This is a genomic window from Paenibacillus sp. FSL K6-1217 (assembly GCF_045040735.1).
GTDB lineage: Bacteria > Bacillota > Bacilli > Paenibacillales > Paenibacillaceae > Paenibacillus_AQ.
This window is the reverse complement of record NZ_CP150271.1, coordinates 788,221-811,824: the sequence shown is the minus strand read 5'-3', so window position 1 is coordinate 811,824 and position 23,604 is coordinate 788,221. Positions and strand designations below refer to the sequence as shown.

Here is a 23,604-nt window from a genome sequence, read left to right as displayed (position 1 = left end):
ATTTAGTGTTTGGCTTACACTTATTTTATACTTCATCTTATGTAGCGGTAACTTGGTTTATTGACTATTTTTACCCGTTTTAGGCCTTTTCCAAACGCCGGGGGCTGCTTTTGAGCTTAGTGACGAGCCTTATTATACGCAAAAACAGCAAAAAAGCCGCATTCCGCTCGTTTTCAGGCGGTCTGCGGCTTCTTGATCTCCGTCCCCGGGCTCACTACCCGGTGCTTGCTCTGCTCAGTGCGCTCTGCCGTGCTTCAGCCTTGTCCGGCGGACAATCAGCAGATGCAGACCGAATAATATAACCATGACTCCGGCGCTGGCCAGAAAAGGTGCACCGTGGCTGACGGTGTCCCACAGCTTGCCTGACACCACCGGACCGGCAACCATGCCAGAGCCCTGCAAGGTCAGGAAGAGCCCCCAGACGGTCCCGCGCTCGCCCTCCGGCACCTGCTTGGCCAGGAAGGCGTTCCACGCCGGAAGAATCAGCGCATAGCTGATCCCGACTAGTGCCACAGCGACGAAGGCCAGCGGCAGCCAGCGGACCTGTGAGAAGAAGGCCATGGAGCAGGCTGCCAGCAGGAAGCCGATGTTGAGGAAGATGGAGGTGCCGACCTTGTCGACCAGCTTCCCGGCCGGTATAAGGGTCAGTACAGTGATCCCCCCTCCGGCAATCAGCAGCAGGCTGAACTGGTTGGGAGTGACATGCAGCTCTGAGCGTGCGAACAGGGTAACCACCGGCGTCATCAGCCCGATGGCAAAAGCCTGCAGGAACAAGGCAGGAAACAGCAGGCGGCTTACCTTCAGAGAGGAGGTCACCTGCTTCCAGGTCCGCTTCAGACTCTGCAAGGGTCTTACCGGCTTACGCGGTACCGGCGGCCCCTCTGCCGATACCTCGCGGACCACACGCGGCGCATGCCCGCCGATCTTCGAAGGCAGGAACAGCGCCACGGCTACAACGGCGGCAGCGAAGCCCATCAGCACCAGGAAGACCGTCCGGTAGCCCTGTCCGCCATGATCCATCATGAAGTTGACGATAATCGGCCCGACTCCGGTTCCGGCCAGGGAAGCCATCTCCACCGCCCCCATAGCTGCGCCGCTGCTGCCGCTCTTGGTTGAGCCCGCCAGCTCGGTGATGCCTGTCATCGTGCAAGGCCACAGCGGCGAGGTGCCAATCCCCAGAATCAGACAGGCGATAGACAAGCTTACGGCATCTTTGGCATAGATAATCAGCCCGACAGCCACGACCAGCAGCAGCAGCGCCCCTGTCATCGTCCAGCGGTAGCCGATCCGCTCCATCACCCAGCCGAACGGGCTGCGGAACAGGTTATCCCCCAGATACTGCAGCGCGAAGGCGAATCCGACCACCGTGACGGAGAGGCCCAGAATATTCTCCATATAGACCGGCAGCAGGGCTACCAGCAGCGAGCCTTTGACGAATTCGACCAGGAAAATAATGATCCACATTTCCAATATGAACGGTGAGGATAAACTGATATGCATACGTTGCGCTACTTTGCCAGACATTTCATCACATCCTAGTATTATGTTGATTGATTTGTTATACTGATGCTTGCTCAAGTAGAAATGGGTATTCCGTCCCTCCGGGGACGCCTTATGCTTCAGCGAAACCTAAAAAACCACTCTTCGCGAAAGGTTGTGACAGCATTAAATGAATCAACAAGCTACTCCCCTCTTCACTGCTCTCAAAAAGCATGCCGCCGGAAATCCAGTTCAATTCCATATTCCGGGGCATAAGAAGGGGCTCGGGACCGATGCCGAATTCCGTGAGTTTATCGGCGATAACGCTCTATCCATAGATTTGATCAATATTGCACCGCTTGATGATCTTCATCAGCCCACCGGGGTTATTCTTGAAGCTCAGAAGCTGGCTGCAGAGGCTTTCGGCGCCGACTACACGTATTTCAGTGTACAGGGCACGAGCAATGCCATCATGACTATGATCCTCTCTGTCTGCTCAGAAGGAGACAAAATTATTGTGCCGCGCAATATTCACAAATCGGTGATGTCGGCCATTATTTTCTCCGGAGCCAAGCCTATTTTCGTCTCTCCTGTACAGGATGAGAATCTTGGGATAGACCACGGCATAACCACCAGCTCGCTGGAACGGGCTTTAAGGCGCCATCCGGATGCCAAGGGTGTCCTCGTTATCAATCCGACGTATTTCGGCGTATGCGCCGACCTCCGTTCGATTGTCGACCTGGCCCATAGTTACGGGGTTCCCGTACTTGTGGACGAGGCACATGGAGTACTGATTCATTTTCATGAGGACTTACCGGTATCGGCCATGCAGGCCGGTGCAGACTTGGCAGCAACCAGCGTGCATAAGCTGGGCGGCTCCATGACGCAGAGCTCGGTACTGAATCTCAATGCCAAGACGGGTCTTGTCAACCCACAGCGGGTGCAGACCATTCTCAGCATGCTGACCACCACTTCAACCTCATATATTCTGCTTGCCTCTCTGGATACCTCCAGACGCAACCTTGCCCTGAACGGCCATGAGATGGCGGCGAGAACCATTGCCCTGTCCAATTATGCCCGCAATTCGATTAACGAGATCGAGGGACTGTACAGCTTCGGCAAAGAAATTCTCGGAACCGAAGCCACCTTCAATCATGATCCGACGAAGCTGAACATTCATGTCCGGCACCTGGGGATTACCGGCTACGAGACCGAGAACTGGCTCCGGCAGAAGTATAACATCGAAGTTGAACTCAGCGACATGTATAATATTCTTTGCCTGATTACCCCTGGAGATACTAAGGAATCTGTAGATAAGCTGCTTGCGGCTCTGCAGGTGCTCTCAGCGATCCATTACAGCAAGGGTGAGATCTACGAGCTTAAGGTGCAGGTGCCGAATATTCCGCAGCTGGCCCTTATCCCGAGAGATGCCTTCTACGCGGATACGCAGCTGATCCCCTTCCGGGAGTCTGCCGGCTACATCATTGCAGAATTCATCTACGTGTATCCGCCGGGTATTCCTATTCTTCTCCCTGGAGAAGTTATTACCCAGGATAATATCGACTATATCATCGACCATGTAGAAATCGGATTACCTGTCAAAGGACCCGAGGACCGCAGCATTACCAATATAAAAGTGATTGTCGAAGCAGAGCCAATCTCCTAAGACTTGTCCGCTGGCATACGACATGCAAAACCCCGATACGTATTATGTATCGGGGTTCTGCATGAATGCCTGAAATCTATTCTTGCTGGGCAAGCAGCTCGTTATAAGCTTCTTCAACAGCTTTCCATTCAGCTTCATCTTCAATGTTGTACAGAACCATTTCTTCGTCTTCTTCTTCCATACGAAGGATGATTCCGTCTGCTTCCGGGTTCTCGCGCTCAAGCAGGAGGGCGTACAACTTCTCGCCTACGTCGAACGTTTCCACCAGTACCATCTCTACATCTTCGCCCTGCTCGTTCGTCAAGGTCAGCACAAACTCCTCGTGCTCATGGTCGTGATCATGTCCGCAACCGCATGCTTCACCATGTTCATGGCCATGCTCATGTTTGTGATCGCTCATTGAAATACCTCACTTTAATTGATTTATCCTACATTTGGTATCGTAACACGTAAGATAAGTACAGGTCAATTTAGAGGAGGGACTTAATTCTTGGATGAAGCTGTAACTACCTTCTCGGACACAAGAATGTAATCTCCGCTCTTGGAGGCCTTCATGAAGAAGCCTACGCTATATTTGCCCGGTTCCTTGAAATCATAGGTGAATTCCGGTGTGGAGAACCAGAAATCCTCGTTCTTGGAGCCGCCGGCATCCTCAAGAATATCCTTCACATTCCCGGCCGGATCGGTGATTGCCACCTTCACGGCAGCGATGCTGTCCTTCAGGCTGTCGACCTGCGTCAGAATCTTCATTTTCAGCTTGCCTGTATTGACATTGCCGAACACGGTGTCGCCCTTGAACAGTACGATATGAACATTCGGCTTCAGGATCGTCACTCTGCCCGAGCCGTCCCAGCTGACGACACCCCCTGCCTCCCTGGCGGGAATATAGGTCTTGCCGTCAATCAAATAGCCGCCATCGGCTATTTCCTTTCCATTGCTCCATACCTTGATCTTCTGGTTCACAGCATCCGCGAACAAATAGGAGCTTCCCATCATGAAAAACACAACCGTACACAGAGCAATTTTTCTCCATCTCATTGCAAAGCCCCTCCAAATAATTCATGCTGTTAATGTATACTGCTAAGCCATCGACAAGTTGCGCAGAATTCAGGGAATTATTTCTTTTTGCAGAAGAAAAGAAAATCAAGCCCTTGTGCAACCGGTTTCGGCTTGTACGGCAGCCGTCAACGCAGCATTATCGGAGGAGCCGTACTCTCCCCTGATACATAGAAAAGGCCGGACTTCAGCGTCCTTAAGACGCCAGTCCGGCCTTTCCCCCTTTTATCTATGCCCGGCTAAAATTGCGGAAGCTGATCCAGATTGTTCGTAGGATCTCCGTCTGCATCGCCGCGGATATACATTTCGCCGTCTTTTCCCTTAAAGACATTGACCCCTTCGATGCTCCCGGACTGAACCTCCTGAAGTGCCTGCTGATAATCCAGCTCACGCCCGGAGGAGGTCTGGAACCCGGTTAAATCTCCGTCACCGTTGCGTTTGGCGGCAATAAAGCGTTCCCGTTCTTGATTCATCACTTAGGATCGTCTCCTTCGCACTAAGAATTAGCCATCCATATGGCCTAATTCTAGCTTGTCCATAGCAGCGGAAGAGTATGTACCCCGGCAGATTACAGAGCCTTATTCATTCTAACATGCAGAATCCCGGCATCATAGAAGGGCTCCTTGGAGATCACTTCATAGCCGAGCTTGCTGTAAAATGGTTGTGCCTGGCACTGGGCATCCAGAACGGAAGCCTGCAGACCCAGCTCACGGGCCCGTTCTTCCATAGCCAGCAGCAGGATACGTCCGTATCCCTTGGTGCGGAAGGCTTGGTGCACAGCAATCCGCTGCATCTTGGCGGTGTCCGCCTTATAGTAGATCAGCCGGCCGGTTGCAGCCGGCTGCCCGCCCTCCATGAGCAGGAAATGATGCACATGCTCGTTGATGGCATCATATTCGTCGATTTCTTCTTCTACCGGCACCTTCTGTTCTTCCACAAATACCTTCTTGCGGATCTCCAGCGCCATCTGAAGCTGCTCCTCTGTAGTTACATGTACGATTTCCACTGCCATCCCCCTGGCTCCTCTCTGTAGGTCCAATCAATATTGAGCATTATACAGAATTATTAATATCCTGTATAGAGCCTGAGACCTTCCGGGCTGGGCCCGTGAGCAGGGAACCGCCGAACATCTTACTTACGGAGTGTCATAGACTTCCTCGGGAATCGAGCGGTCATACACATCCCGCAGAATCGGCGAGGTCAGGCTATCCCGTGAATCCAGGCCCCCGTCCAGTCCGGTCATACTGTGAACATCCGTATATTCAGGGACCTCTTGGCCGGACGTACATCCGGCGATTCCCGCAAGAAGACATACTCCGATGGATAGTATACGTACTCTTGCCATGCGCATTGCTTCGAACCCCCTCATCCTTCTTGGCTCTTTACAGCTTTGACGAATCAGGAGGTTCATAAACGGAGCTTTACAGATTTACATTGCCGACCACATGCACAAGATACATCATTCCCCCCAGAAAAGCGGCAAGCGCAAAATATGCAGCGCCATATCTCCAGCGGGAAGCAGCCGGCACTTCATAATACTTATCATTGTCATGGATCGTAAAGCTGATCTCACAGGTCATCTTCAGCTGGAGGCTGGCATCCACGTACAGCTGGTCGAGCTGCACGACTTTGACTTTTCCGATCAGGGACTGCACGGGCATAGTGGTCGTTCCGTAGAAGTCCAGATTATCCCAGCGTACCCCGACGAACTGCTGGCGGTTCAACTCGCTGTAGGTGGTGAACGGCAGCTCCCGCTTATGCTCAGGGCCGGGGATCAGATATCCTTGCTCCTGCAGATCCCCGATGGGGATCAGGAAGCTTTTGAGCACAGTATGCATCTGATTCTTCGTACGCCGGCTGATGTACTTCTTATACATATCATAAGCGAACATGACCCAGATCACACCGAACAGGATAGATTTCAGATAGATGATTACAGCTAATCCGCCAATGAGCCCTACCAGCCATAACCAGCGTGTAACTGCCGTGGCAATTCTCCCCCCGTCCAGCGGGTGGATCGGCAGCAGGTTAATCAGATTAAGGAAGAAGCCGATATAGGCCAGTGAATATAACAAGGGGCTATGATAATAATAGGCTGCACCGAATACAATCAGCGCGCCGATACTTCCGAGCACCGGCCCGCCAAAAGCGACATAAGCTTCCTCTCTGGCATCCAGCGGCTGCTTCTTCATCGTTATGAGTGCGCCCATAAAAGGAATGAACAGCGGTGCGCTTACCGGCAGGCCGATCCGCTTGGCAGCAATCACATGGCCGATCTCATGGACGAATAATAACGCCACGAAGCCCACAGCAAACTGCCATGGTGAAATCAGGGCATAAGCCCAGATCGATACCATCATGGAGATCAGCGGACCTGCGATCTTCCCCAGCTTGAGCAGAGAGATAATGGCTTTCCCCTTAAGCAGCAGCAGGACCGCCCCGCTGCCCAGCCATCCCCATGCACCCGAGCTTTTTTTCTCCTGTTTGTTTTCCTGCAATAGTCTCAATCTCCTTTTGACCTCTGTGTCGCTCCAGTTCCAGGCTACGGGTCAGGCGCTCCCCTGCTCCCTGTTTGCCCTTATTCTCTACTGTCGCACAGGAGTGCTATGGATTGCAAATAGGCTTAGGGTGTTGACAAATCTCCCGGCTTGCATATATGATATCCAGTAATTAGGATAACCACAATAGCTGCGAAGAGAAAGAGTACCCTGGCAATTCTTCCACAGAGAGCTCCGGCCGGTGAAAAGGAGCAAAGAAAACCCTCGGGAATATGGTCTCAGAGCTGCGCACCGAATCCCGGCATGAACGGGACGTAGGCTGCGCCGGAACCCGCATCCGTTACCATGCTAGGGTATACCCGCTTATTTTCTGCGGACGTACCTGAAGAGGTGGATGCCGCGAGGCATTGATGAATTTGGGTGGTAACACGTGAGCACAGGCTCTCGTCCCTTTAGGGGATGAGTGCCTTTTTTGCGTCCATACAACTTGAGGAGGAGAGAGATATGACTAACATTTTTATCGGAGGGGCTTGGCCTTATGCCAACGGCTCCCTGCACCTGGGCAGACTCGCCAGCATTCTTCCGGGAGATATTCTGGCCCGCTACCACCGTGCCAAAGGCGACGCTGTACTGTATGTATCGGGAAGTGACTGCCACGGCACCCCCGTTGCTGTACAGGCGGGACAGGAGGGGGTATCGCCCGGTGAATTCGCCAGCCGGTACCATGAGGAGTTCGCAGAGTGCTTCCGCGCCTTAGGCTTCACCTATGATTTGTATACCCGGACCGATCAGGCCCATCATCACAGCACAGTGCAGGAGCTGTTCCTTAAGCTGCTGGATCACGGGTATCTGTACCAGAAATCCACGCTCCAGTGCTACTGTGAACAGGACCGGCGCTACTTGCCGGACCGTTATGTGAATGGGACCTGTCCGGTCTGCGGACAGCAGGCCCGGGGGGACCAATGCGATTACTGTTCCACGATTCTCGATCCGGTGGATCTGCTGGAGCGCACCTGTGCCCTCTGCGGGTCCACGCCTGTGCTGCGCTCCACCCTGCATTACTATCTGTCGCTGTCCAGCTTCCAGCATGCACTCACGGAATACGCTGAATCCGCCCAGGGCTGGAGAGACAATGCGGTCCGGCTGACCCGCAGATATCTGCAGGAAGGACTGCAGGACCGCGCGGCCACACGCGATCTGGACTGGGGCGTGGATGTCCCCGCTCCCGGCTTCACAGACAAGAAGATCTATGTCTGGATCGAAGCCGTCAGCGGCTACCTCTCTGCCAGCAAGCAGTGGGCGGCAGAGACCGGCAACCGGTGGGAGGATTTCTGGTCCGTGCCATCCGGGCAGGATAACGATGGGCAGCCGCCTATAACTGCCTATTATGTACACGGGAAGGACAATATCCCTTTTCACAGCCTGATCTGGCCGGCACTCCTGCTGGGCGCTGAGGATCTGCATCTGCCGGACCGGATCTTCTCTTCTGAATACCTGACCCTGGAAGGGCAAAAATTCTCCACCAGCCGCAACTGGGCGGTCTGGGTGCCGGATATTCTCAGCCGTTATGACCCGGACTCCATCCGATATTTCCTAACTGCGAACGGTCCTGAGAAGCGGGATGCCGACTTCTCCTGGAGAGAGTTCATCTATAGCCATAACAGTGAACTGCTGGGTGCGTTCGGCAATTTCGTCAACCGCAGTCTCGTATTCGTGAATAAGTTCTGGAATGGCAAAGTTCCAGACGGCGCGTTGAACGTAGCATGGGCTGATGGTCTGGAACATCTGTATACGGAAGCTGGGAGACTGATTGAAGCCGGACACTTCAAGGAAGCGCTGGAATTCATCTTCTCGTATATCCGCCAGGCCAACAAGTATTTCGACCAGCAGCAGCCGTGGCTACAGATTAAGCATGACCCTGCGGCCGGAGGCAACACGCTGTACACTTGTGTTCAGATTATTGCCAACCTGTCTAACCTGCTGAACCCGTTCCTCCCCTTCTCCTGCGGGAAGATTAGAGGCTTCCTGTCCATGGAACAGCCTGTCTGGCAGCCGGTATCCGTACGTGCGCAGCAGCCTATCGTAGAGCTTGAATTACTGTTTGAGCGGATAGATGTGCAGCGCATAGAGGAGGAAGTGGAGCGGATGGGTAACTAGATGTGCAGCGGGAACGGTGACATGCCGGGGGTTACAAGAGTGCCGGGGGAGGTTGGATGGAATGGAGGTGGAAAAAGCGTTCTCGCCCGCATACCGCTCACAAACAAGCGGCACAGGCAAGAACGCTCAGGGCTCTTGATACCTCGTGATGACTTAGTTCTGCCCGGGGTAACGTCCTCCGGCTGCAACCCCTTGCGGGGATATCCGCTCAATCCGGGCGAGCTCCTCTGCCGACAATGTAACCTGAAGCGCTCCGAGGTTCTCTTCTACACGCTCCAGCCGCTTGGTGCCGGGAATCGGCACAATCTGCTCTCCTTGTGCCAGAAGCCAGGCCAGCGCAAGCTGTGCCGGAGCGCAGCCCTTCTCTTCTGCCATCTGCCCGATCAGCGAGACGACCTCCAGGTTTCGGGTGAAGTTCTCTCCCTGGAAGCGCGGGTAATGGCGGCGGTAATCATCCTCCGGCAGATCATCGAAGCTCTTGATCTGGCCGGTCAAAAACCCCCGGCCCAGCGGGCTATACGGAACGAAGCCGATGCCCAGCTCCTTGACCAGCGGCAGAATCTCATCCTCCACCTCGCGGCTCCAGAGCGAGTACTCTGTCTGCAGAGCCGTGAGCGGATGCACCGCATGTGCCCGGCGGATCAGTTCGGGCGAAGCCTCGGATAAGCCGATGTAGCGGATCTTCCCTTCCTTGACGAGGTCAGCCAGTGCAGCGGCTGTTTCCTCAATAGGGGTGTTCGGATCAGGCCGGTGCTGATAGTACAGGTCGATATAATCTGTGCCTAGTTGATACAGACTGGCATCGACAGATTTTTTGATATAAGCCGGGTCTCCCTTGGGTCCCTGAGTATGCGTAATGCCGAATTTGGTTGCAATCACAACCTGATCCCTTCTGCCCTTAAGCGCCCGGCCAAGCAGCCGCTCATTGCCGCCGAAGCGCTGCTGCTCGAAGGCTCCATAGATGTCCGCTGTATCCAGCAGGGTTACTCCCAGATCAAGCGCGCCGTGAATGGTTCGTACAGACTCTTCATTGTCCGGCATCATCATCGTTCCGAGTCCCAGAGCCGATACGCTCAGCCCTTCGTTCCCGAGTGTTCTTGTGTGCATATGGTGTCTCCCTCTTTTCCCTGTAAAGGATCTTGTGAACATGCCCTTATTCTAACCGTCCTGCCGTGGAGCAGCCACAGTACGTTCATGCTAGTAAGATCATTACCAGGAAGCGGAGGAAACGTATGGCGTATGTCCCCCGAGATCGTCTGCTACGTTATAACAGGCGTATAGATACAAATATGCAGACCCGGATGATCCGCCAGATTCGCCATAGAATTGATATCGTAGACTACCGGCTGATTCGTGCCAAGGCTCTCTATGACCACACGGTTGACCCTCTTGCCTTGAATATGATGCTGCTTCCATATCCCGGCGAAATCCGCACTGTCCTCGCAAAGCTGATCGACCATCTCCTTGTACCAGGGATCGTGCAGATTCATGTCATAATAGGTTCTGAACACCCCCACTGAATAGAGAGCGAACTCCTCCCAGTTCAGCATCCGGCGGCGCAGCTCCAGATCGAGGAATAAGAGACGCAGCATAATACGCTCTGAAGCAGGCAAATTTCCGAAGTCACTGAGAACCTCACCCGCCGCATCATTCCAGGCCAACACCTCAGAGCGCTCATTCGTTATAAAAGACGGATAGGACAATTGGCCGATAATGTCCCGCCACTGCGGATTCAGCTCAGGACTTCCCTCATTAATAGAAGTAATGGTATCCGGCAAACCCGGATTCCATAGCTCGAACAGATGCTTCTTCTCATCCGGTGACAACCGCAGCGCCAGGCTGAGACTCTCCATGACCTCTCTGGAAGCGGTAACCTCCCTGCCTTGCTCCAGCCACGCATAATAAGTGCTGCTAAGACCGGCTAGAACGGCAACCTCCTCCCGCCGCAGCCCAGGTGTTCTGCGCTGACTGTTCGTCTCCTTGATCCCTACAGCTTCAGGCTGCAGACGCTCCCGGCGTGATCTCAAAAAGTCGCCAAGCCGCTTGAACCTCGTAATCCCATGACTCATGAACAGGGCCTCCTCTCAGCCAATCGTGTATCTATTCTACCAGAAATGCGATCACGGTTACCTCACAGTTGCTTCACATGTTCAATGACTCTCGCAAATAACGCCGGGTAGATCCCCGGATACGTCATCGCCTGCGGCAGCTCGCTGAAGCTTCGAAGCTCCGCCATTTCATAAGGGGGCAAAGCTCCGAACTTCTTAATCTCTGCAAAATACAGCATCCCGAAGCTCTCCTCCAGCCCTTCACTGCTAACTGAATAGATGCATAATGAATGAAGCTCGTACTCTTCAGCACCGGTCTCTTCATACAGTTCTCTTACCGCTGCTTCCCCTGGACTCTCGCCTGCCTCAATATGCCCGCCGGCAAATTCCCATGTGGACCGCTCGCGGTGCCGCACCAGAACCCATTCCTCCCCTTGCTTCATGACAATTACCACATACTTGAGACTCACCTCAGGGCGCTCCGCTTCATACAACGTTACGATCATGATAGAATTCCACCTTTTTGGTTCATTGTTGGCCATTATGTATACAGGATGGAATGAGAGTTTCTTCCAGACCATCATCGTTTATTGTAATATACTGCGGATGGGGTGTCGTGCATAATAAAAAATTCTTGCCATCTCCTCCCCTCCTATGGTATTATAAATTTCGTTGCAGGACGGTAGCTCAGCGGGAGAGCACTATCTTGACAGGGTAGGGGTCATGGGTTCGAACCCCATCCGTCCTATACTGCATCATCTTAGAAAAACCCTTATAAAATAAGGGTTTTTCTTTTTGTTAAGCAGACTTTTTGATCTACTCATCATTCTTGGATAAAAAAATATTGGGGTATGCCAGATAAATAGATTGTTTATCTGCGGAGAGCCTATGGCAGCCCCTTAATAGCTGTAGCAGGATGATACGCTGTATATCTGTTCCCTCCCCAGGTATAAAAGCCCCTTTTATTGCGGAAAATTTACTATTGTCGTATTGTTGCTTTAAAGGAGTGATAATTGTGCGTATTGCTTTTTGGATTGTATTTGCCTTTGTGGGGATTTTGATCTTTTGGATAGTAGGCGGCTTAATTGGACGAAAGAAACGGAAATAATCTGCCGGGGCTTTAACAGCCCCTATTTTGCCTCAGATTCCCCTGCCCAACCCTGACTCAGAAAATCCAGCGTATGCATCGCCTTGTTCAACACAGGATCATTCTTCACCAGCACCTCCCATTCACCTAAACATAATCGCCATTCGCTTATCCACCAATACAACGCCGTCTGCTTCACCTTTTCCGTTGAACAGAGCTGAAATCACAAATATTTTCGTGTCGTCCTCCGCTTTCGCTGCCCATTCTTTTTCCTGCAAATAACGCTTGTTGATTGAATCATAAGCATAGTCCAGGTTACGCTCCGTATCGTTCAGATATTGATCGCCATAGATTGGTTTGAAGTCATCTTTGGACATGCCAATTTGGAAACCGCCGACGGTTTCATACGCCTCTTTCGATTCCTCTGTCAGAGTAATGCCGGCCACTTTATCCTCCCGGTACATAATCCTTACGCCAGCGCTATACATGAATGAATTGGCGAGCCCCTTATCTTCCCCCTTGCCCAGCACCTCTTCCGCTTCCGCACGGCTCATTCCGTACTGAACAATGGCTTTGCTGTCCCCCACCTTTTGGATGGCTAAGTCTTTGGTGGTCACCCCGTCCTTTGAATTCGCACAAGCTGTTAATACCAACAGAAACAACAATATCAGTACGGTTTTTTTCATAATGCCCTCCCGGATGTTTTTACCTAAAGCTTACCATGTTCAGCGGATTTAGAAACAGGCTGCAAATAAGCATCCAGTTAACTCTTGGTCATCTGACTTGTAAAACCCGGGGTCGACGTCTCTGGTTAGAAATCCTTACCAAGCCGATTATCCTTCTTTGTGGAAATTCATTAAATTATATATAATAGAGGCAGCTTCCACACGGAAAGGACTGAACTATGCGCAGATATCAATATTTTAACCCCACAAGCCAAATATTCTTTTAATGGAGGTAATATATTGATTACTGAATTACGTACTGAGAGATTAATATTGAGACAAATGAGCACAGCCGATTCAGCCAGCCTCTTCACAATCTGGTCTGATCCTGAAGTCACCCGGTTCATGAATATCAGCAGCTTCACGGATGAAAGTCAAGCCGTGGAAATGATTGAGCTGCTTGGTAAGTTGGCCGCAGAGAATCAGGCGATCCGCTATTCAATCATTAAGGCAGAGTCTGAACAGATCATAGGCTCCTGCGGTTTCAATAGTCTGGATAATGACAACGCCAAGACAGAGATTGGTTATGACCTTGGCCGGGAGTTTTGGGGAAAAGGTTATGTGTCCGAAGCCCTTCTCGCTCTGATCGATTATGCATTTAATACACTGAACTTCAATAGAGTAGAAGCAAAGGTCGAGCCTGCTAATATCAATTCTATTAAGGTGCTGCAGAGATTAAACTTTTCGCTGGAAGGAACTTTAAGGCAGAGTGAGCGGTCCAAAGGAACATTCATTGATCTCTGTATGTATTCCAAATTAGCTACAGATTAAGCTAACCTGAATAAGGCTGGCCCGGGACGCAGCAGAACAGCGCAGGGTCAGTCTTATTTTATATACCATAAAAAATAAAGCTACCACTGGGGCAGCTCCACTAATTTAATATCCGATGCGGATGTTTTTACGTATTTGAGAATTTCTTTATAGCCCTTCTCTGACAGAAAACACTTCTGCTCGACTCCTCTGTGGTCTTCCCCAAAATAAGCAATATGAAACGTCTTATCCAACTGGATAATATTAGAAACCTGAATTAACGTGTTTCTATCTGCTAGAACGAAATTATATCCTGAACTGGCCAGGGTATTAAGCCAATATTTCAGCGTACCTACTGTATAAAAGGTCTGATCGTACGTATGGACAATGATCCGATAGATAGTCCGTTCAAATTCCATAAAAGTTATTTTCGCAATATCGAGTGAGAATACACCAGTGTTTCCCTCTGTGTCTCTAGTAACAGATATCGTGCTCAAAGGGATCAACTCCAATGTTATTTAAGTAACTCTTCAGGAACCTCCGGTTGGTTAACGTAGAACACACTGGCGGTAACTAACACAACAATTGCAGCCATAGCGGATAAACCGGAAGCTAATTTATACACTATTTTGCGTTGCAGCGTCTTTAACCCCCTCATTCTCAAGTTCTCACCCCCCTTCTAGCCATAATCAGACTGACAGATTGAGCCAAAAAGCTGGCCGCAACCACCGGGGACCCTGCCACAACATTGGCCGCCACAAGGATTACCGCTATGACCTTCAGCTTAGGCCAGTGCTGCCTGGGAATCCGGGTCTGACGTTCAATTCCGATCGGTGCTAGCCACAGTACAATCAACAGACTAATTCCGTTCATAAGCAGAACCGCTGTACTGCCCACTTCAATGAAGGACAAGAGCGTGAATAAGGTTGCTGTATACAAAACACAGGCCATACCCGATTTGAGGTGTACCCCGCCGGAGACCTGGCGCAATAACGCAAAAGAGATCAGAATCAGCAGAGCTTCCGTTGTCCGGCCTGTCAGAAGGGATACCGCCAAGGTCAGACCGATAATGAACAACACATTAAGGATGATAGCAATAGCGAACTTCAAAACCGCCAAGGATGCCGGATGCTCAGGGACTACACTTTTAATGCGCAGTGCAAGCTTGCCGGACATGTGCTCAAGCATCTTCCAGCTCCTTCCGGGTGGAATAGTATAGAAGGAAGACAGACATAACCAAAAAAATCAGTGCGTTTAACAAAATATCATTGTAATAGAGCAGGAGAGATACTACTATTACAAATGCACAAATCAGTACGGACAGCAGGATATCCTCTATTTTGAAGCGGAGTTTATCCAGATCGAAGGTGAAGCCCTTGCCTTTGCGGTAAAGGTAGCCGAACACTCCAAAGACAATAGCAGCGGTCGCAACCTGAAGGAAATACCCGTTCGCCTTATTGTCGATATTCGAAACGGAGCGGAAGACACTCCAAAGAATCAACGTCTGAATCCCGGCGAAAATAGCAAACCCTGATATCGTTGCAATGATAGATAGAATCAGCGGCATCCTCACCACTGCAGCAAAAAAGAAGATGAAAATCAGGATTAATACAAGCGGTGCGACATTCGACATACCCAGTTCATTGCGTAACAAATAGCTTTGCAGATTGTTAAGCAAGATGACAAATAAAGCCTGCCAGATGTACCATCTCCACTTGAATCTATAAAGAGACATAATCAGATAATAGAGCGCAAGCGTCTCTATCGTAGAGAAAAACATAAAGCCTACAGGTTCCCACGACAAACCAAAACACCGCCTGACTAATTTTCGTTCACAAGAATAATTATATAACTCCATCATGCCTGGCGTATACTACTTAAATACAAAATTCGACACTTTTTGCTCAAGTCAAAAAAACACCCGTTGAATGCTCTGAATCGAGCCTCAAAGGATGTTCCTCTGTATATAACAGCTTGGCTGTTCGTATTAAATTTCGGACCAGATGACGTTAAGCTCCACGGTTCCCTCCTTGGACGCAAGCGGACCGCCAATGATGGACCAGCTCTGCTTACCGTCCTTGGTGTTGCCTTGAATGATCAGGTTCTTGGGATCAATAGTCTTCACAGACTGATCGCCTAGCTTCGAGGCCAGATAATCGTCATAGAGCTTCGTTACCGATTCCATACTGTCCGTTGTTCTAAAGATTAGCATGGCTGACTTCTTGCCCTCATTCTCCGCTGTAGTGGACAGGACAGTCTCTGTTACATTCTCCGGCATCGGGAAATCCTCCGGGAGATATTTCGGCAGGTCCGCAGATCCGGCAGCCGTATCATTGCTTCCGGACGATGGCTCAGGAGTCTGCTCCGGCTCTGCCGTTGGTGCTGGAGTCTGCTCTGCGTCTGTCGTCGGCTCAGGAGTCTGCACAGCCTCGGTTGTCGGTGCCGAGGTCTGCATCGATTCGGTTGACGGCTTATCCTCTGCATTACTGCATGCGCTGAGGGCCACAAGGGACAACGTCAAGGATAAGGTCATTATTAGTTTTTTGGTATACATCTTCTCACTCCTCATGATTTCAATGAACTTTAACATCGCCAGTTAGATTCAATGGCTTACCGGATAATACCCCTTTTCACATTCCTCCAAACAACAAATGTAGACAAAAAGAAGCCCGGAAACCAAGGCTTCCGGGTCATCTGTGACTTTATTTATAAGTTCAGAGAATTATTTATAATACGATGTCGTAAGCGGGACGAAGACCGTTGTTCCGTCCTTCACATCTCCGTTGACATACAGGCTTCTGACTCCGGCAATATCCACTTCGATAGTAGTCAACCCGTTAGCCGGGTCAATAGTCTGCGTCTTCAGCACTGTGTTAGTATCGCTATCCTGTACCTCGAAATCCTTGATCTCTCCACCGATCGCAGCTACCTGGAGATAGAGCTTCTGATATTTTTTGTTCGGCTCCAGCATGAATGAACTGCCGCGGTCGCCGCTGCCGTTATCGAAGAAGACGTCCTTGTAGTCCTTATCTTTATAGACGGTCTTGCCTGGGTCTTTGGTGTGATACATATTGTCAAAGCCGGTAGCAATCGGTACACCTGCCGTTTGCTCGCCCAGAGAGATCGTATTCGTTGCGGCATCGAACTTGACGGTAACCCCGAGCAGATCGGATACGGAACGGACCGGCAGATACGTGGTATCCTTATAGGAAATTGGGGCAATCACTGCACCGCTGCCGTTCTTAAGCTGTACGGGCTGGCCGTTCATCTTGAATTTGATGCTTGGATTCAGATAAGCCTTGATCTCCTGCAGGTTGGCTCCGGCATACACGCCCGTACCCATTCCTCCAAGTACCGCAAATGCAGTCAGTGCAGCAGTCATCTTCTTCTTCATTCGATCAAACTCCTCTCCATTTATAACAAATTTGAATATTCCATATTGGGAGTATAATGAATCCTGCCATCAGATGCAACATGACATATAGTAGCCTGTCAAGCCAAAGAAAGACCCCGCCAATCCGGCAGGGCATCCGATACTCTTATGTACCCTAAAGCAACTTAGAGTCCATCTCTCCGCCCAACGGATTCATAACGTTCGCGGATCTCCAGATTTTTGGAGTGATTATACAAGTCCAGCGCAACAATTCCCCTGCGTGCAAGCTTCACCACCAGAACAAATAAATAAATCCCCATCCCCAGACAAGTGAACCAGAGCAAAAGAGCAAAAATGCTGAACCCTCCGGCAAGCAAGGACCCAAAACCTGTAAAATACAATTTGTCCACACCCCCTTTCATCTAGATATTTCATGCACTTTCATCCAATCATCTATAAGTTTGACATATTAGTCAGATAGAATGCAAAGTTCTATGAATATTCACCCAAAAATAATTTAAATTTGCTATACTAGCTATGCACAATTAAATATTTGGGGGAAATTACTTATGTACGTAAAATTAACCAAAGGTACTGTTGCGCTGGCTCTGTTATCTTCACTGGTGACTTTGAGCGGATGCGGCGGGTCTGCCGAGGTTACGCAAGCTGTAACCGCGACTCCTTCTGCTGCACCGACTGCGTCTCCTACTCCAGCGCCAGAGCTGAAGAACTTCTCTGTGAAGGATAAGACGCAGGAATACCTAGAGAACTTCGGCACCAGTGCTTGGAATGCTGAGTCGTCCAAAGAAATTGCCGAGAACATCCGGATTAAGGCCAGAGAGGATAAAGAGAATACCTTCACTTATCTGGAGATTGCTGACTCTATTGAGAAAAATGATGTGCAAAATGTAAAGAAGATTTTTACGAAAATTGGTGGAGTTCTACCTGCTTCCGTTGCAGCCCGCTATCCTGATCCTACGCCCACACCCGATCCAACGGATGTACCCTCTGGCGGGGATACTATTAACACCTTTGATGAAGCAAACCAGGAGTTAGGAGCCAGATCTCTTAATTTAGCCAAAAGCTATCTGGAAAAGAACCTCACCCAAGAACTTAGAGATGAAGTATTAGCAGTTATTCTCAATAGTCTGGAGTTTATAAATAAAGAAAATCAAAGCAAATTCAAGGAAATGGCCCTTGCCATTCAAGATGATGACAAGGCAACTGTTGAAAAGCTATACGCTGAGCTGCTGCCGTTATACCAAGGCAGACCTAGTTCAGCATCGGCAAACGCTACGCCAGCGCCAGCAGCGGCAAAGGACGAAGCCATCCATCTCAAAGGAAAAAAAGACCAGGCCACAGAGTTCTTCCAACTTAATAGCGGGATCGCAATTGTGGAGGCCTCAGACGCCGGGAATTCTAACTTTATTATCCACATGTATAATGAAACTGGAGACTTTGAAGAATATGTAGTTAATGAGATTGGACCATACAAGGGCAAGTCTTTAGTGGTGATTCCCGAAGACGGGAAGTATATGCTGAAGGTAGAGTCGGATGGCTCCTGGAAGGCGGACATTAAGCAGAGCATCCCTGAGAATATCAAGAGCGCACCGGTTAAGTTATCCGGTAAGGGTAACGATGTTGTGTTTGCAAAGCTGCAAAGCAAGCTGACCCGGTTCACCTCCAAACATACAGGTGAATCGAACTTTGTCGTCAGATTGAATGATAGCGGGCTGGTGAATGAAATTGGTAATTATTCCGGCTCTACCGCGGAAAAAATCGACACCGACGGAATTTATGTCTTTTCTGTGGAAGCAGACGGACAATGGAGTATAGATATTGAATAAGCTCTATCGTTAGAACACAACGATTGCTGATCCGTGATGGACCGGCAATCGTTTTTCTTTTTACACCCTCACCCTCATCATACCATTCTCTTCCTCCAGCTCCACAAAAACCGGCCGTTCCTCCGGCGTCTGATTCGGTGTATGAATCGCCAGCATCAGCTGATGGCTGAAGGTGCGGAATACCATGGCATGTCCGCCGTCCTTAGTATAGAGCGGCTCTTCCTGATGAATCCACGGTCCGGTGATCTCTCCGCTCCCGGAACGGGCGATGCCCAGTGCGTAGGTGTTATTAATGAAGCTGGCCCACAGCAGATACAGCGTACCGCCGTTTGCCCTGAACAGAAACGGCCCATCGGTTACATAATTGAGCTGATCCATATAACGCGCAGATACGAATGGAGTCGTCCACGGAGCTTCCGAGGCCCGGAAGAGCACGGCGGGTTCTCCTGCGGCGCTCCGCAGATCCTCCGTTAACCGCACAGCGCACACTTCCCCGTCTCCAGTCTGCTGCCATTCATGACAGAAGACCATCCACGGCTGGCCCTGCTGATCTACATACAGCGTTCCGTCCAGCGAACTCCAATCCGCCGGAGTGACCGGTCCTTCACTGTGCGGGAGGAATGGGCCCAGCGGATGTTGCGAGATTAACACAGCCGTACCCAGCAGATCATTGTCCTTGCGCCGGAAGGTAGCGAACATGAGGTAGCTGCCGCCGTATTCATAGACCTCCGGTGCCCAGAAATTCCGCTCTGCATAGAAATCCGTCCCCGGCCGGAATACCGGGAATGGCCCCTCCCAATGCTCCAGATCCTTGCCGGTATACGCATTGAAGCCGGTCCCCTTGCCCCAGATATTACTGTCCGTGCTGCCATATAAATAGTAGAGTCCCTCTCCCTGCCTCTGTCCGGCCAGCGGCAGCACAAACGGATCTCTGATCTGCAGGCCGTTGTTATCTACCATAATATCTCCTCTCTTCCCGGCTTTACTACCGGTATTCCGGCAGTACCACTCCGATATCGCTGATGCTGACAAATCCGCCATCCGCATACTCCAACTGTTCATTTCCCTTGACCTTAAACGGAAGGCTCTTGCCCAGATACCGGACCTCTCCTTCAATCTGGCGGACACTCATGCCAATCAGCTTCCGCAGGTGTCCGGCCCGGTCCAGCACCACCCGCACTCCAAACGGACAGCGCAGGTATTCCTCTTCATTGCGGTAGATCACAGCTTGTTCATGCGTATTAATCAGCTCAAATACGGTTCCATCCACGATCCGGCGGTAGCCTGTCTCATGGGCCGTCTCCCGGCCGTGATCCATATTATAGGGGAGCAGACAGGTGAACCATAGCTCCTCCCCACCTGCCGGCAGAATGCCGCACAACCGCTCTACATAATCGAGCAGGCACAATATGGCCGGTGAATAGGCTTCGGTATAGCCTTCTTCTCCCGTCCACGGGCTTAAGGTCTGGGCAAACCGGGTCATCCGTGAGCATGCCGCCAGAATAGGTTGCAGCACCCAGCTTAGCTCGACGTAACGCCCATGATGCTCGAAGGCATGCGGCGCACGAATCAGACTGAGGAAGTTAGTCGTCCCTCCCCAGGTGTTATAACCGTAGGAAGGGTCGAACCTCGGATCATCCATCGCAAGTGAGGTGAATGGATATTTGGCGAAGAACTTGCCGGTATTCAGCAGGTAACGGCGCAGTGCAGCATCAAAGAACTCCCGGTCCCCCACTTCGCAGGCCAGTACCCGCAGCAAGACATCCGATTGCACCCGGACCAGCCTTCCCCCTTGGTCGCGGTCATAGAAAAATGCATCCTCCCCGTCATAACAATGGCTGAAAAGGCTGTGGCTGCTGGCTGCTGCTCTAGCCCGCCACCCGGCCCCGCTCTCCCCCAGCTCCTCTGCGATCCTGGACAGATACTGCCGCTGGCAATAGACATTGGCAGTTAGATCAGGGGCCAGGAAGGGCAGCAGCGGCGAATCCGGATGAAACCTGGCCGCATCCTCCAGATGGGGCGTATCCGGAACATGCCAGAAACGCGGGGAGAGATCATGACCGGTATCGAACGTACAGAAGGCTTCAACGCAGCCTGTACCCTGTGTATCGCGCCGGGACGCCAGCCATTCGTCGAACCGGCTCATTGCCTGGTACATGGTGCTGAGGAATTCCCGGCTGCATCCGTTCCGCTCATAATGATTCCACACACTCCGGGCCAGCGGGGTGACCATTTGAATCTGCAGGAACGCCGGTCCAGCAGGGGTTACCTTGTAGGGAATCAGCCCATCCTCCCGCTGATATTCCGCGAACAGCCGGAAGGTCGCCTCCGCCACCTCCGGCATGAAGCGTGACAGCCGTTCGGCGCTGATCGTGCCGGTACTCTCCAGCCAGCTCCCGAGATAGACCCCGCCTTCATGCAGGACCAGGCCGCCCCCATCCATTGGCACGATACAATCCATGAGCTTATGCAGCGCGGAATAGTAGACATTCTCCATGTCCGCAGACGAGGCAGCGAAGACCACTCCCGATTGCTTCCACTGCTCCAGAGATTCACGGTCCTCTAGCTTTGTAAGCGCTCCGATCCTGTCCTCCACGGTAATCTTCCGCAGCTGCTGTAATATGCTGTTAGCAGTCATGCTGTCCCCTCCTGTATCTTCACTTTGCCCGTCCGGCAGCAGAGAAGCAACTCGCCCGGGCAGCCTGCTTCTCTCCCTTCATGCCTATTTGGCACCGAATAGCTGCATCGCCCCATTGTAGAAGTCCTCTACTCCCTGCTTCACATCTTTCTGCCCGAAGCCAATCTCCTGCACAGCGGTTTCGGCCAGCTTGGTGAACTCGGTGAAGCTTGGCGGATTATAGCTGATGGCAAAAGGCTCCTTCTTCGTCGCTTCCGAAACCCGGCTCGTGAAGTCGTAGACCGTCTGCTCCAGCGGAGTCGCATCCTTCATCAGCAGATCGCGCATCTTCGAGGTCACCGGCACGCCGCGGTCACTGCCCAGAATCCGGGCGGCATCGGGATCATTGATCCAGTAGTTCATGAGTTCCGCCACTTCCTTCGGATGCGCGGTCTTCGCATACCCGGACAGCCCTTGGCTGGATTCGAAGACGACTCCCGTTCCCTTAGGTCCGCGCGGCACCTGCACCATGGTCAGCGTGTCCTGAATCAGATTCTGATGGGCAGCGAACTGGTTGGACGGAATCAGGCTCATCGCCACTTTTCCCGTCACCACCAGCGATTTACTCGTATCCCCCGGCGGATTGGATACCTGCATCGAAGGGGTCACCATCCCGCCGCTCTCCGCCAGCCCGCTCCAGTAGTTGAACCAGTCCTCGGCATCCTGCTGGCCGAAGCCAAGCGCGTCCTTCTCCATGTCATAGACCTGCTTCCCGCGCTGCTTCATATAGATGTCCATGCCCTCGACTGTGAAATTATAGGTACCGTAAAAGCCCTTGCCCAGCTTCCCGGAGATCTCTTTGCTGATGCTCGCGTAATCCTCCCAGCTCCAGCCGTCAGCCGGAAGCTCGATGCCCGCTTTTTTGAACAGCTCGGTATTCAGGACCATGCCTCTGGCATTGGCTCCGGCCGAGATATGCACCAGCTTGCCCTTAAGCGTGCCGTACTCCATCATCGTCTGATCCATATCGGTCAGATCCAGCTCTTTGCCGACATAGGGCTGCAGATCCAGCAGCACGCCTTTATCGGCATAATCGGTAACATTCCCTCCCAGGAAAAACACATCAGGAGCCGTCCCCGAAGCCAGTTGCGTGTTCAGCTTGTCAAAGTACCCGGAGTTCGGGGCGAACTCCCCGACCACCTTAATGTTCGGATGCTTCTCCTCGAATTTGCGCAGCGCCTCGTTCGTCTTGTCCGCCCGCTTCTGGTCGCCCCACCACATGATCCGCAGCTCCACCTGATCCCCGGATGGCTCTGCGGAATCCTTATTCCCCGCCGCCGCAGGCTTGCCGCTATTCCCGCCGGAGCAGCCAGCCGTTCCCGCCAGCAGTAGTGCAGCCAATGTAAGACCCAAGATCTTTTTCATGATTAAGTCCCCCCAAGAGTGATTGTAATCGCTTGCTCATTTCAGGCCGGTTGTAGCAATGCCCTCCAGGAAATGCTTTTGGAAGAGCAGAAAGATCGTCATAATCGGCACAAGCGACAGCACGGACATCGCCAGAAGCGCGCCCCAGTCGGATGATCCCGAGGGGTCATAGAGCGAACGTATGCCCAGTTGTACCGTGAACAGATTGATCCGGCTCAGATAGATCATCTGGCTGAAGAAGTCATCCCAGCTCCAGATGAACGTGAAGATCGCCGTAGTAATCAGCGCCGGAACCAGCAGCGGAATAATGATCCGGAAGTAGAGCTGGCCCTGTCCGCAGCCGTCAATGGTCGCACTCTCATCCAGCTCCTTCGGAATGCCGCGGATGAACTGGATCATCAGCAGAATGAAGAACGAATCATGCGCCAGCCATTTGGGAACGATCAGCGGCAGATATGTGTTCACCCACTCCAGCTTGCTGAAAATAATATATTGCGGAATCAGCAGGACATGATATGGCAGCATAATCGTCACCAGCATGCAGGCGAACAGTATACCTTTGAAGCGGAACTCCAGCCGGGCAAAGGCGTAAGCCGCCAGCGAACAGGTCAGAATATTGCCGATTACCGACAGCACTGAGATGGTAGCGGAATTAAGGAAGAAGCGGCTGAATGAAATTCCCTGAAGCCCCTTCCACCCGTTCACATAGTTCTCCAGCGTGAATGTTCCAGGCCACAGACCCGGCTGAGAGAAGATCAGCTCATTGGGCTTGAAGGAACTGGACAGCAGCCACAGCACCGGATACAGCATCAGCAGCCCGAACAGAATAATGACGCCATGCTTGCCGAGCCTGAAGATCGTTTTGGATTCAGCCAT

26 protein-coding genes and 1 tRNA gene are annotated in these 23,604 nt (G+C 51.6%); 5 read left to right on the top strand and 22 right to left on the bottom strand.

Going from position 1 to position 23,604, the window contains the following annotated elements; all coding sequences use genetic code 11:
• Positions 1-234: 234 nt before the first annotated feature.
• Positions 235-1,524: an MFS transporter gene (locus tag MHH28_RS03330; protein ID WP_405111767.1), complete on the bottom strand. Its 1,290-nt coding sequence runs from the start codon at positions 1,522-1,524 to the stop codon at positions 235-237.
• A 145-nt stretch (positions 1,525-1,669) separates the two neighbouring features.
• On the opposite strand from MHH28_RS03330, the gene MHH28_RS03325 reads away from it, so the two are divergent.
• Positions 1,670-3,145: an aminotransferase class I/II-fold pyridoxal phosphate-dependent enzyme gene (locus tag MHH28_RS03325; protein ID WP_340754106.1), complete on the top strand. Its 1,476-nt coding sequence runs from the start codon at positions 1,670-1,672 to the stop codon at positions 3,143-3,145.
• A gap of 76 nt (positions 3,146-3,221) precedes the next feature.
• On the opposite strand, the gene MHH28_RS03320 is transcribed toward MHH28_RS03325, so the two are convergent.
• The 6 genes from MHH28_RS03320 to MHH28_RS03295 all read right to left on the bottom strand — a co-directional run bounded on the left by MHH28_RS03320 (position 3,222) and on the right by MHH28_RS03295 (position 6,699).
• Positions 3,222-3,545 (bottom strand): DUF1292 domain-containing protein, encoded by a 324-nt coding sequence (locus MHH28_RS03320; protein ID WP_019911532.1) that lies wholly within the window; start codon positions 3,543-3,545, stop codon positions 3,222-3,224.
• An 83-nt stretch (positions 3,546-3,628) separates the two neighbouring features.
• A complete protein-coding gene (locus MHH28_RS03315; RefSeq protein ID WP_405111762.1) occupies positions 3,629-4,183 on the bottom strand; it encodes a copper amine oxidase in 555 nt (184 codons plus the stop codon).
• A gap of 257 nt (positions 4,184-4,440) precedes the next feature.
• Positions 4,441-4,677, bottom strand: a complete 237-nt coding sequence (locus MHH28_RS03310; protein ID WP_405111759.1) for a DUF3892 domain-containing protein — start codon at positions 4,675-4,677, stop codon at positions 4,441-4,443.
• Between the two features lie 92 nt (positions 4,678-4,769).
• Positions 4,770-5,213 (bottom strand): GNAT family N-acetyltransferase, encoded by a 444-nt coding sequence (locus MHH28_RS03305; protein ID WP_405111756.1) that lies wholly within the window; start codon positions 5,211-5,213, stop codon positions 4,770-4,772.
• 123 nt (positions 5,214-5,336) lie between these two features.
• Complete coding sequence (locus MHH28_RS03300; protein ID WP_405111754.1) at positions 5,337-5,546, bottom strand: hypothetical protein; 210 nt, start codon at positions 5,544-5,546, stop codon at positions 5,337-5,339.
• A 76-nt stretch (positions 5,547-5,622) separates the two neighbouring features.
• Entirely contained in the window at positions 5,623-6,699 is a 1,077-nt protein-coding gene (locus MHH28_RS03295) for a site-2 protease family protein (RefSeq protein WP_405111751.1), read from the bottom strand.
• 504 nt (positions 6,700-7,203) lie between these two features.
• Here MHH28_RS03295 and metG point away from each other — a divergent pair.
• Positions 7,204-8,856: a methionine--tRNA ligase gene (gene metG, locus MHH28_RS03290; RefSeq protein WP_405111748.1), complete on the top strand. Its 1,653-nt coding sequence runs from the start codon at positions 7,204-7,206 to the stop codon at positions 8,854-8,856.
• A 153-nt stretch (positions 8,857-9,009) separates the two neighbouring features.
• Here the strand turns inward: metG and MHH28_RS03285 are convergent, their stop codons facing one another.
• From MHH28_RS03285 to MHH28_RS03275, 3 genes are all read right to left on the bottom strand, one after another.
• Positions 9,010-9,963 carry an aldo/keto reductase gene (locus MHH28_RS03285; protein WP_405111745.1) on the bottom strand — a complete coding sequence of 318 codons (954 nt, stop codon included), beginning with the start codon at positions 9,961-9,963 and terminating at the stop codon, positions 9,010-9,012.
• A gap of 152 nt (positions 9,964-10,115) precedes the next feature.
• The gene (locus tag MHH28_RS03280) at positions 10,116-10,925 is read right to left on the bottom strand and encodes a helix-turn-helix transcriptional regulator (protein WP_405111743.1); all 810 of its coding nucleotides are present in this window, start codon (positions 10,923-10,925) and stop codon (positions 10,116-10,118) included.
• A 62-nt stretch (positions 10,926-10,987) separates the two neighbouring features.
• On the bottom strand, positions 10,988-11,410 hold the full coding sequence (locus MHH28_RS03275; RefSeq protein ID WP_405111740.1) for an NUDIX domain-containing protein: 423 nt from the start codon (positions 11,408-11,410) through the stop codon (positions 10,988-10,990).
• Between the two features lie 170 nt (positions 11,411-11,580).
• Here MHH28_RS03275 and MHH28_RS03270 point away from each other — a divergent pair.
• Positions 11,581-11,652 (top strand) — tRNA-Val (locus MHH28_RS03270).
• A 482-nt stretch (positions 11,653-12,134) separates the two neighbouring features.
• Here the strand turns inward: MHH28_RS03270 and MHH28_RS03265 are convergent.
• Complete coding sequence (locus MHH28_RS03265; protein ID WP_405111737.1) at positions 12,135-12,677, bottom strand: hypothetical protein; 543 nt, start codon at positions 12,675-12,677, stop codon at positions 12,135-12,137.
• Between the two features lie 279 nt (positions 12,678-12,956).
• On the opposite strand from MHH28_RS03265, the gene MHH28_RS03260 reads away from it, so the two are divergent.
• A complete protein-coding gene (locus MHH28_RS03260) occupies positions 12,957-13,487 on the top strand; it encodes a GNAT family N-acetyltransferase (protein ID WP_405111734.1) in 531 nt (176 codons plus the stop codon).
• 80 nt (positions 13,488-13,567) lie between these two features.
• On the opposite strand, the gene MHH28_RS03255 is transcribed toward MHH28_RS03260, so the two are convergent.
• The 7 genes from MHH28_RS03255 to MHH28_RS03225 form a co-directional block, all read right to left on the bottom strand.
• Positions 13,568-13,963: a LytTR family transcriptional regulator DNA-binding domain-containing protein gene (locus tag MHH28_RS03255; protein WP_405111731.1), complete on the bottom strand. Its 396-nt coding sequence runs from the start codon at positions 13,961-13,963 to the stop codon at positions 13,568-13,570.
• A gap of 17 nt (positions 13,964-13,980) precedes the next feature.
• Entirely contained in the window at positions 13,981-14,124 is a 144-nt protein-coding gene (locus MHH28_RS03250; RefSeq protein ID WP_405116814.1) for a cyclic lactone autoinducer peptide, read from the bottom strand.
• 2 nt (positions 14,125-14,126) lie between these two features.
• Complete coding sequence (locus MHH28_RS03245; protein ID WP_405111728.1) at positions 14,127-14,654, bottom strand: accessory gene regulator ArgB-like protein; 528 nt, start codon at positions 14,652-14,654, stop codon at positions 14,127-14,129.
• A complete protein-coding gene (locus MHH28_RS03240) occupies positions 14,647-15,270 on the bottom strand; it encodes a hypothetical protein (protein WP_405111725.1) in 624 nt (207 codons plus the stop codon). Before MHH28_RS03240 ends, MHH28_RS03245 begins: the two co-directional genes overlap by 8 nt.
• A gap of 183 nt (positions 15,271-15,453) precedes the next feature.
• Complete coding sequence (locus MHH28_RS03235) at positions 15,454-16,020, bottom strand: hypothetical protein (RefSeq protein WP_405111722.1); 567 nt, start codon at positions 16,018-16,020, stop codon at positions 15,454-15,456.
• 168 nt (positions 16,021-16,188) lie between these two features.
• Positions 16,189-16,860, bottom strand: coding sequence for a stalk domain-containing protein (locus MHH28_RS03230; RefSeq protein WP_405111720.1), 672 nt, complete (start codon positions 16,858-16,860; stop codon positions 16,189-16,191).
• A 164-nt stretch (positions 16,861-17,024) separates the two neighbouring features.
• Positions 17,025-17,240 (bottom strand): hypothetical protein, encoded by a 216-nt coding sequence (locus MHH28_RS03225; protein WP_405111717.1) that lies wholly within the window; start codon positions 17,238-17,240, stop codon positions 17,025-17,027.
• 168 nt (positions 17,241-17,408) lie between these two features.
• On the opposite strand from MHH28_RS03225, the gene MHH28_RS03220 reads away from it, so the two are divergent.
• The gene (locus tag MHH28_RS03220; RefSeq protein WP_405111714.1) at positions 17,409-18,686 is read left to right on the top strand and encodes a hypothetical protein; all 1,278 of its coding nucleotides are present in this window, start codon (positions 17,409-17,411) and stop codon (positions 18,684-18,686) included.
• Positions 18,687-18,746: 60 nt separating this feature from the next.
• Here the strand turns inward: MHH28_RS03220 and MHH28_RS03215 are convergent, their stop codons facing one another.
• From MHH28_RS03215 to MHH28_RS03200, 4 genes are all read right to left on the bottom strand, one after another.
• Entirely contained in the window at positions 18,747-19,646 is a 900-nt protein-coding gene (locus tag MHH28_RS03215; RefSeq protein ID WP_405111711.1) for a glycoside hydrolase family 43 protein, read from the bottom strand.
• A gap of 25 nt (positions 19,647-19,671) precedes the next feature.
• Entirely contained in the window at positions 19,672-21,324 is a 1,653-nt protein-coding gene (locus MHH28_RS03210; protein ID WP_405111709.1) for an MGH1-like glycoside hydrolase domain-containing protein, read from the bottom strand.
• Between the two features lie 84 nt (positions 21,325-21,408).
• Positions 21,409-22,728 (bottom strand): ABC transporter substrate-binding protein, encoded by a 1,320-nt coding sequence (locus MHH28_RS03205; RefSeq protein WP_405111707.1) that lies wholly within the window; start codon positions 22,726-22,728, stop codon positions 21,409-21,411.
• A gap of 36 nt (positions 22,729-22,764) precedes the next feature.
• Positions 22,765-23,604 carry a carbohydrate ABC transporter permease gene (locus MHH28_RS03200; RefSeq protein WP_405111705.1) on the bottom strand — a complete coding sequence of 280 codons (840 nt, stop codon included), beginning with the start codon at positions 23,602-23,604 and terminating at the stop codon, positions 22,765-22,767.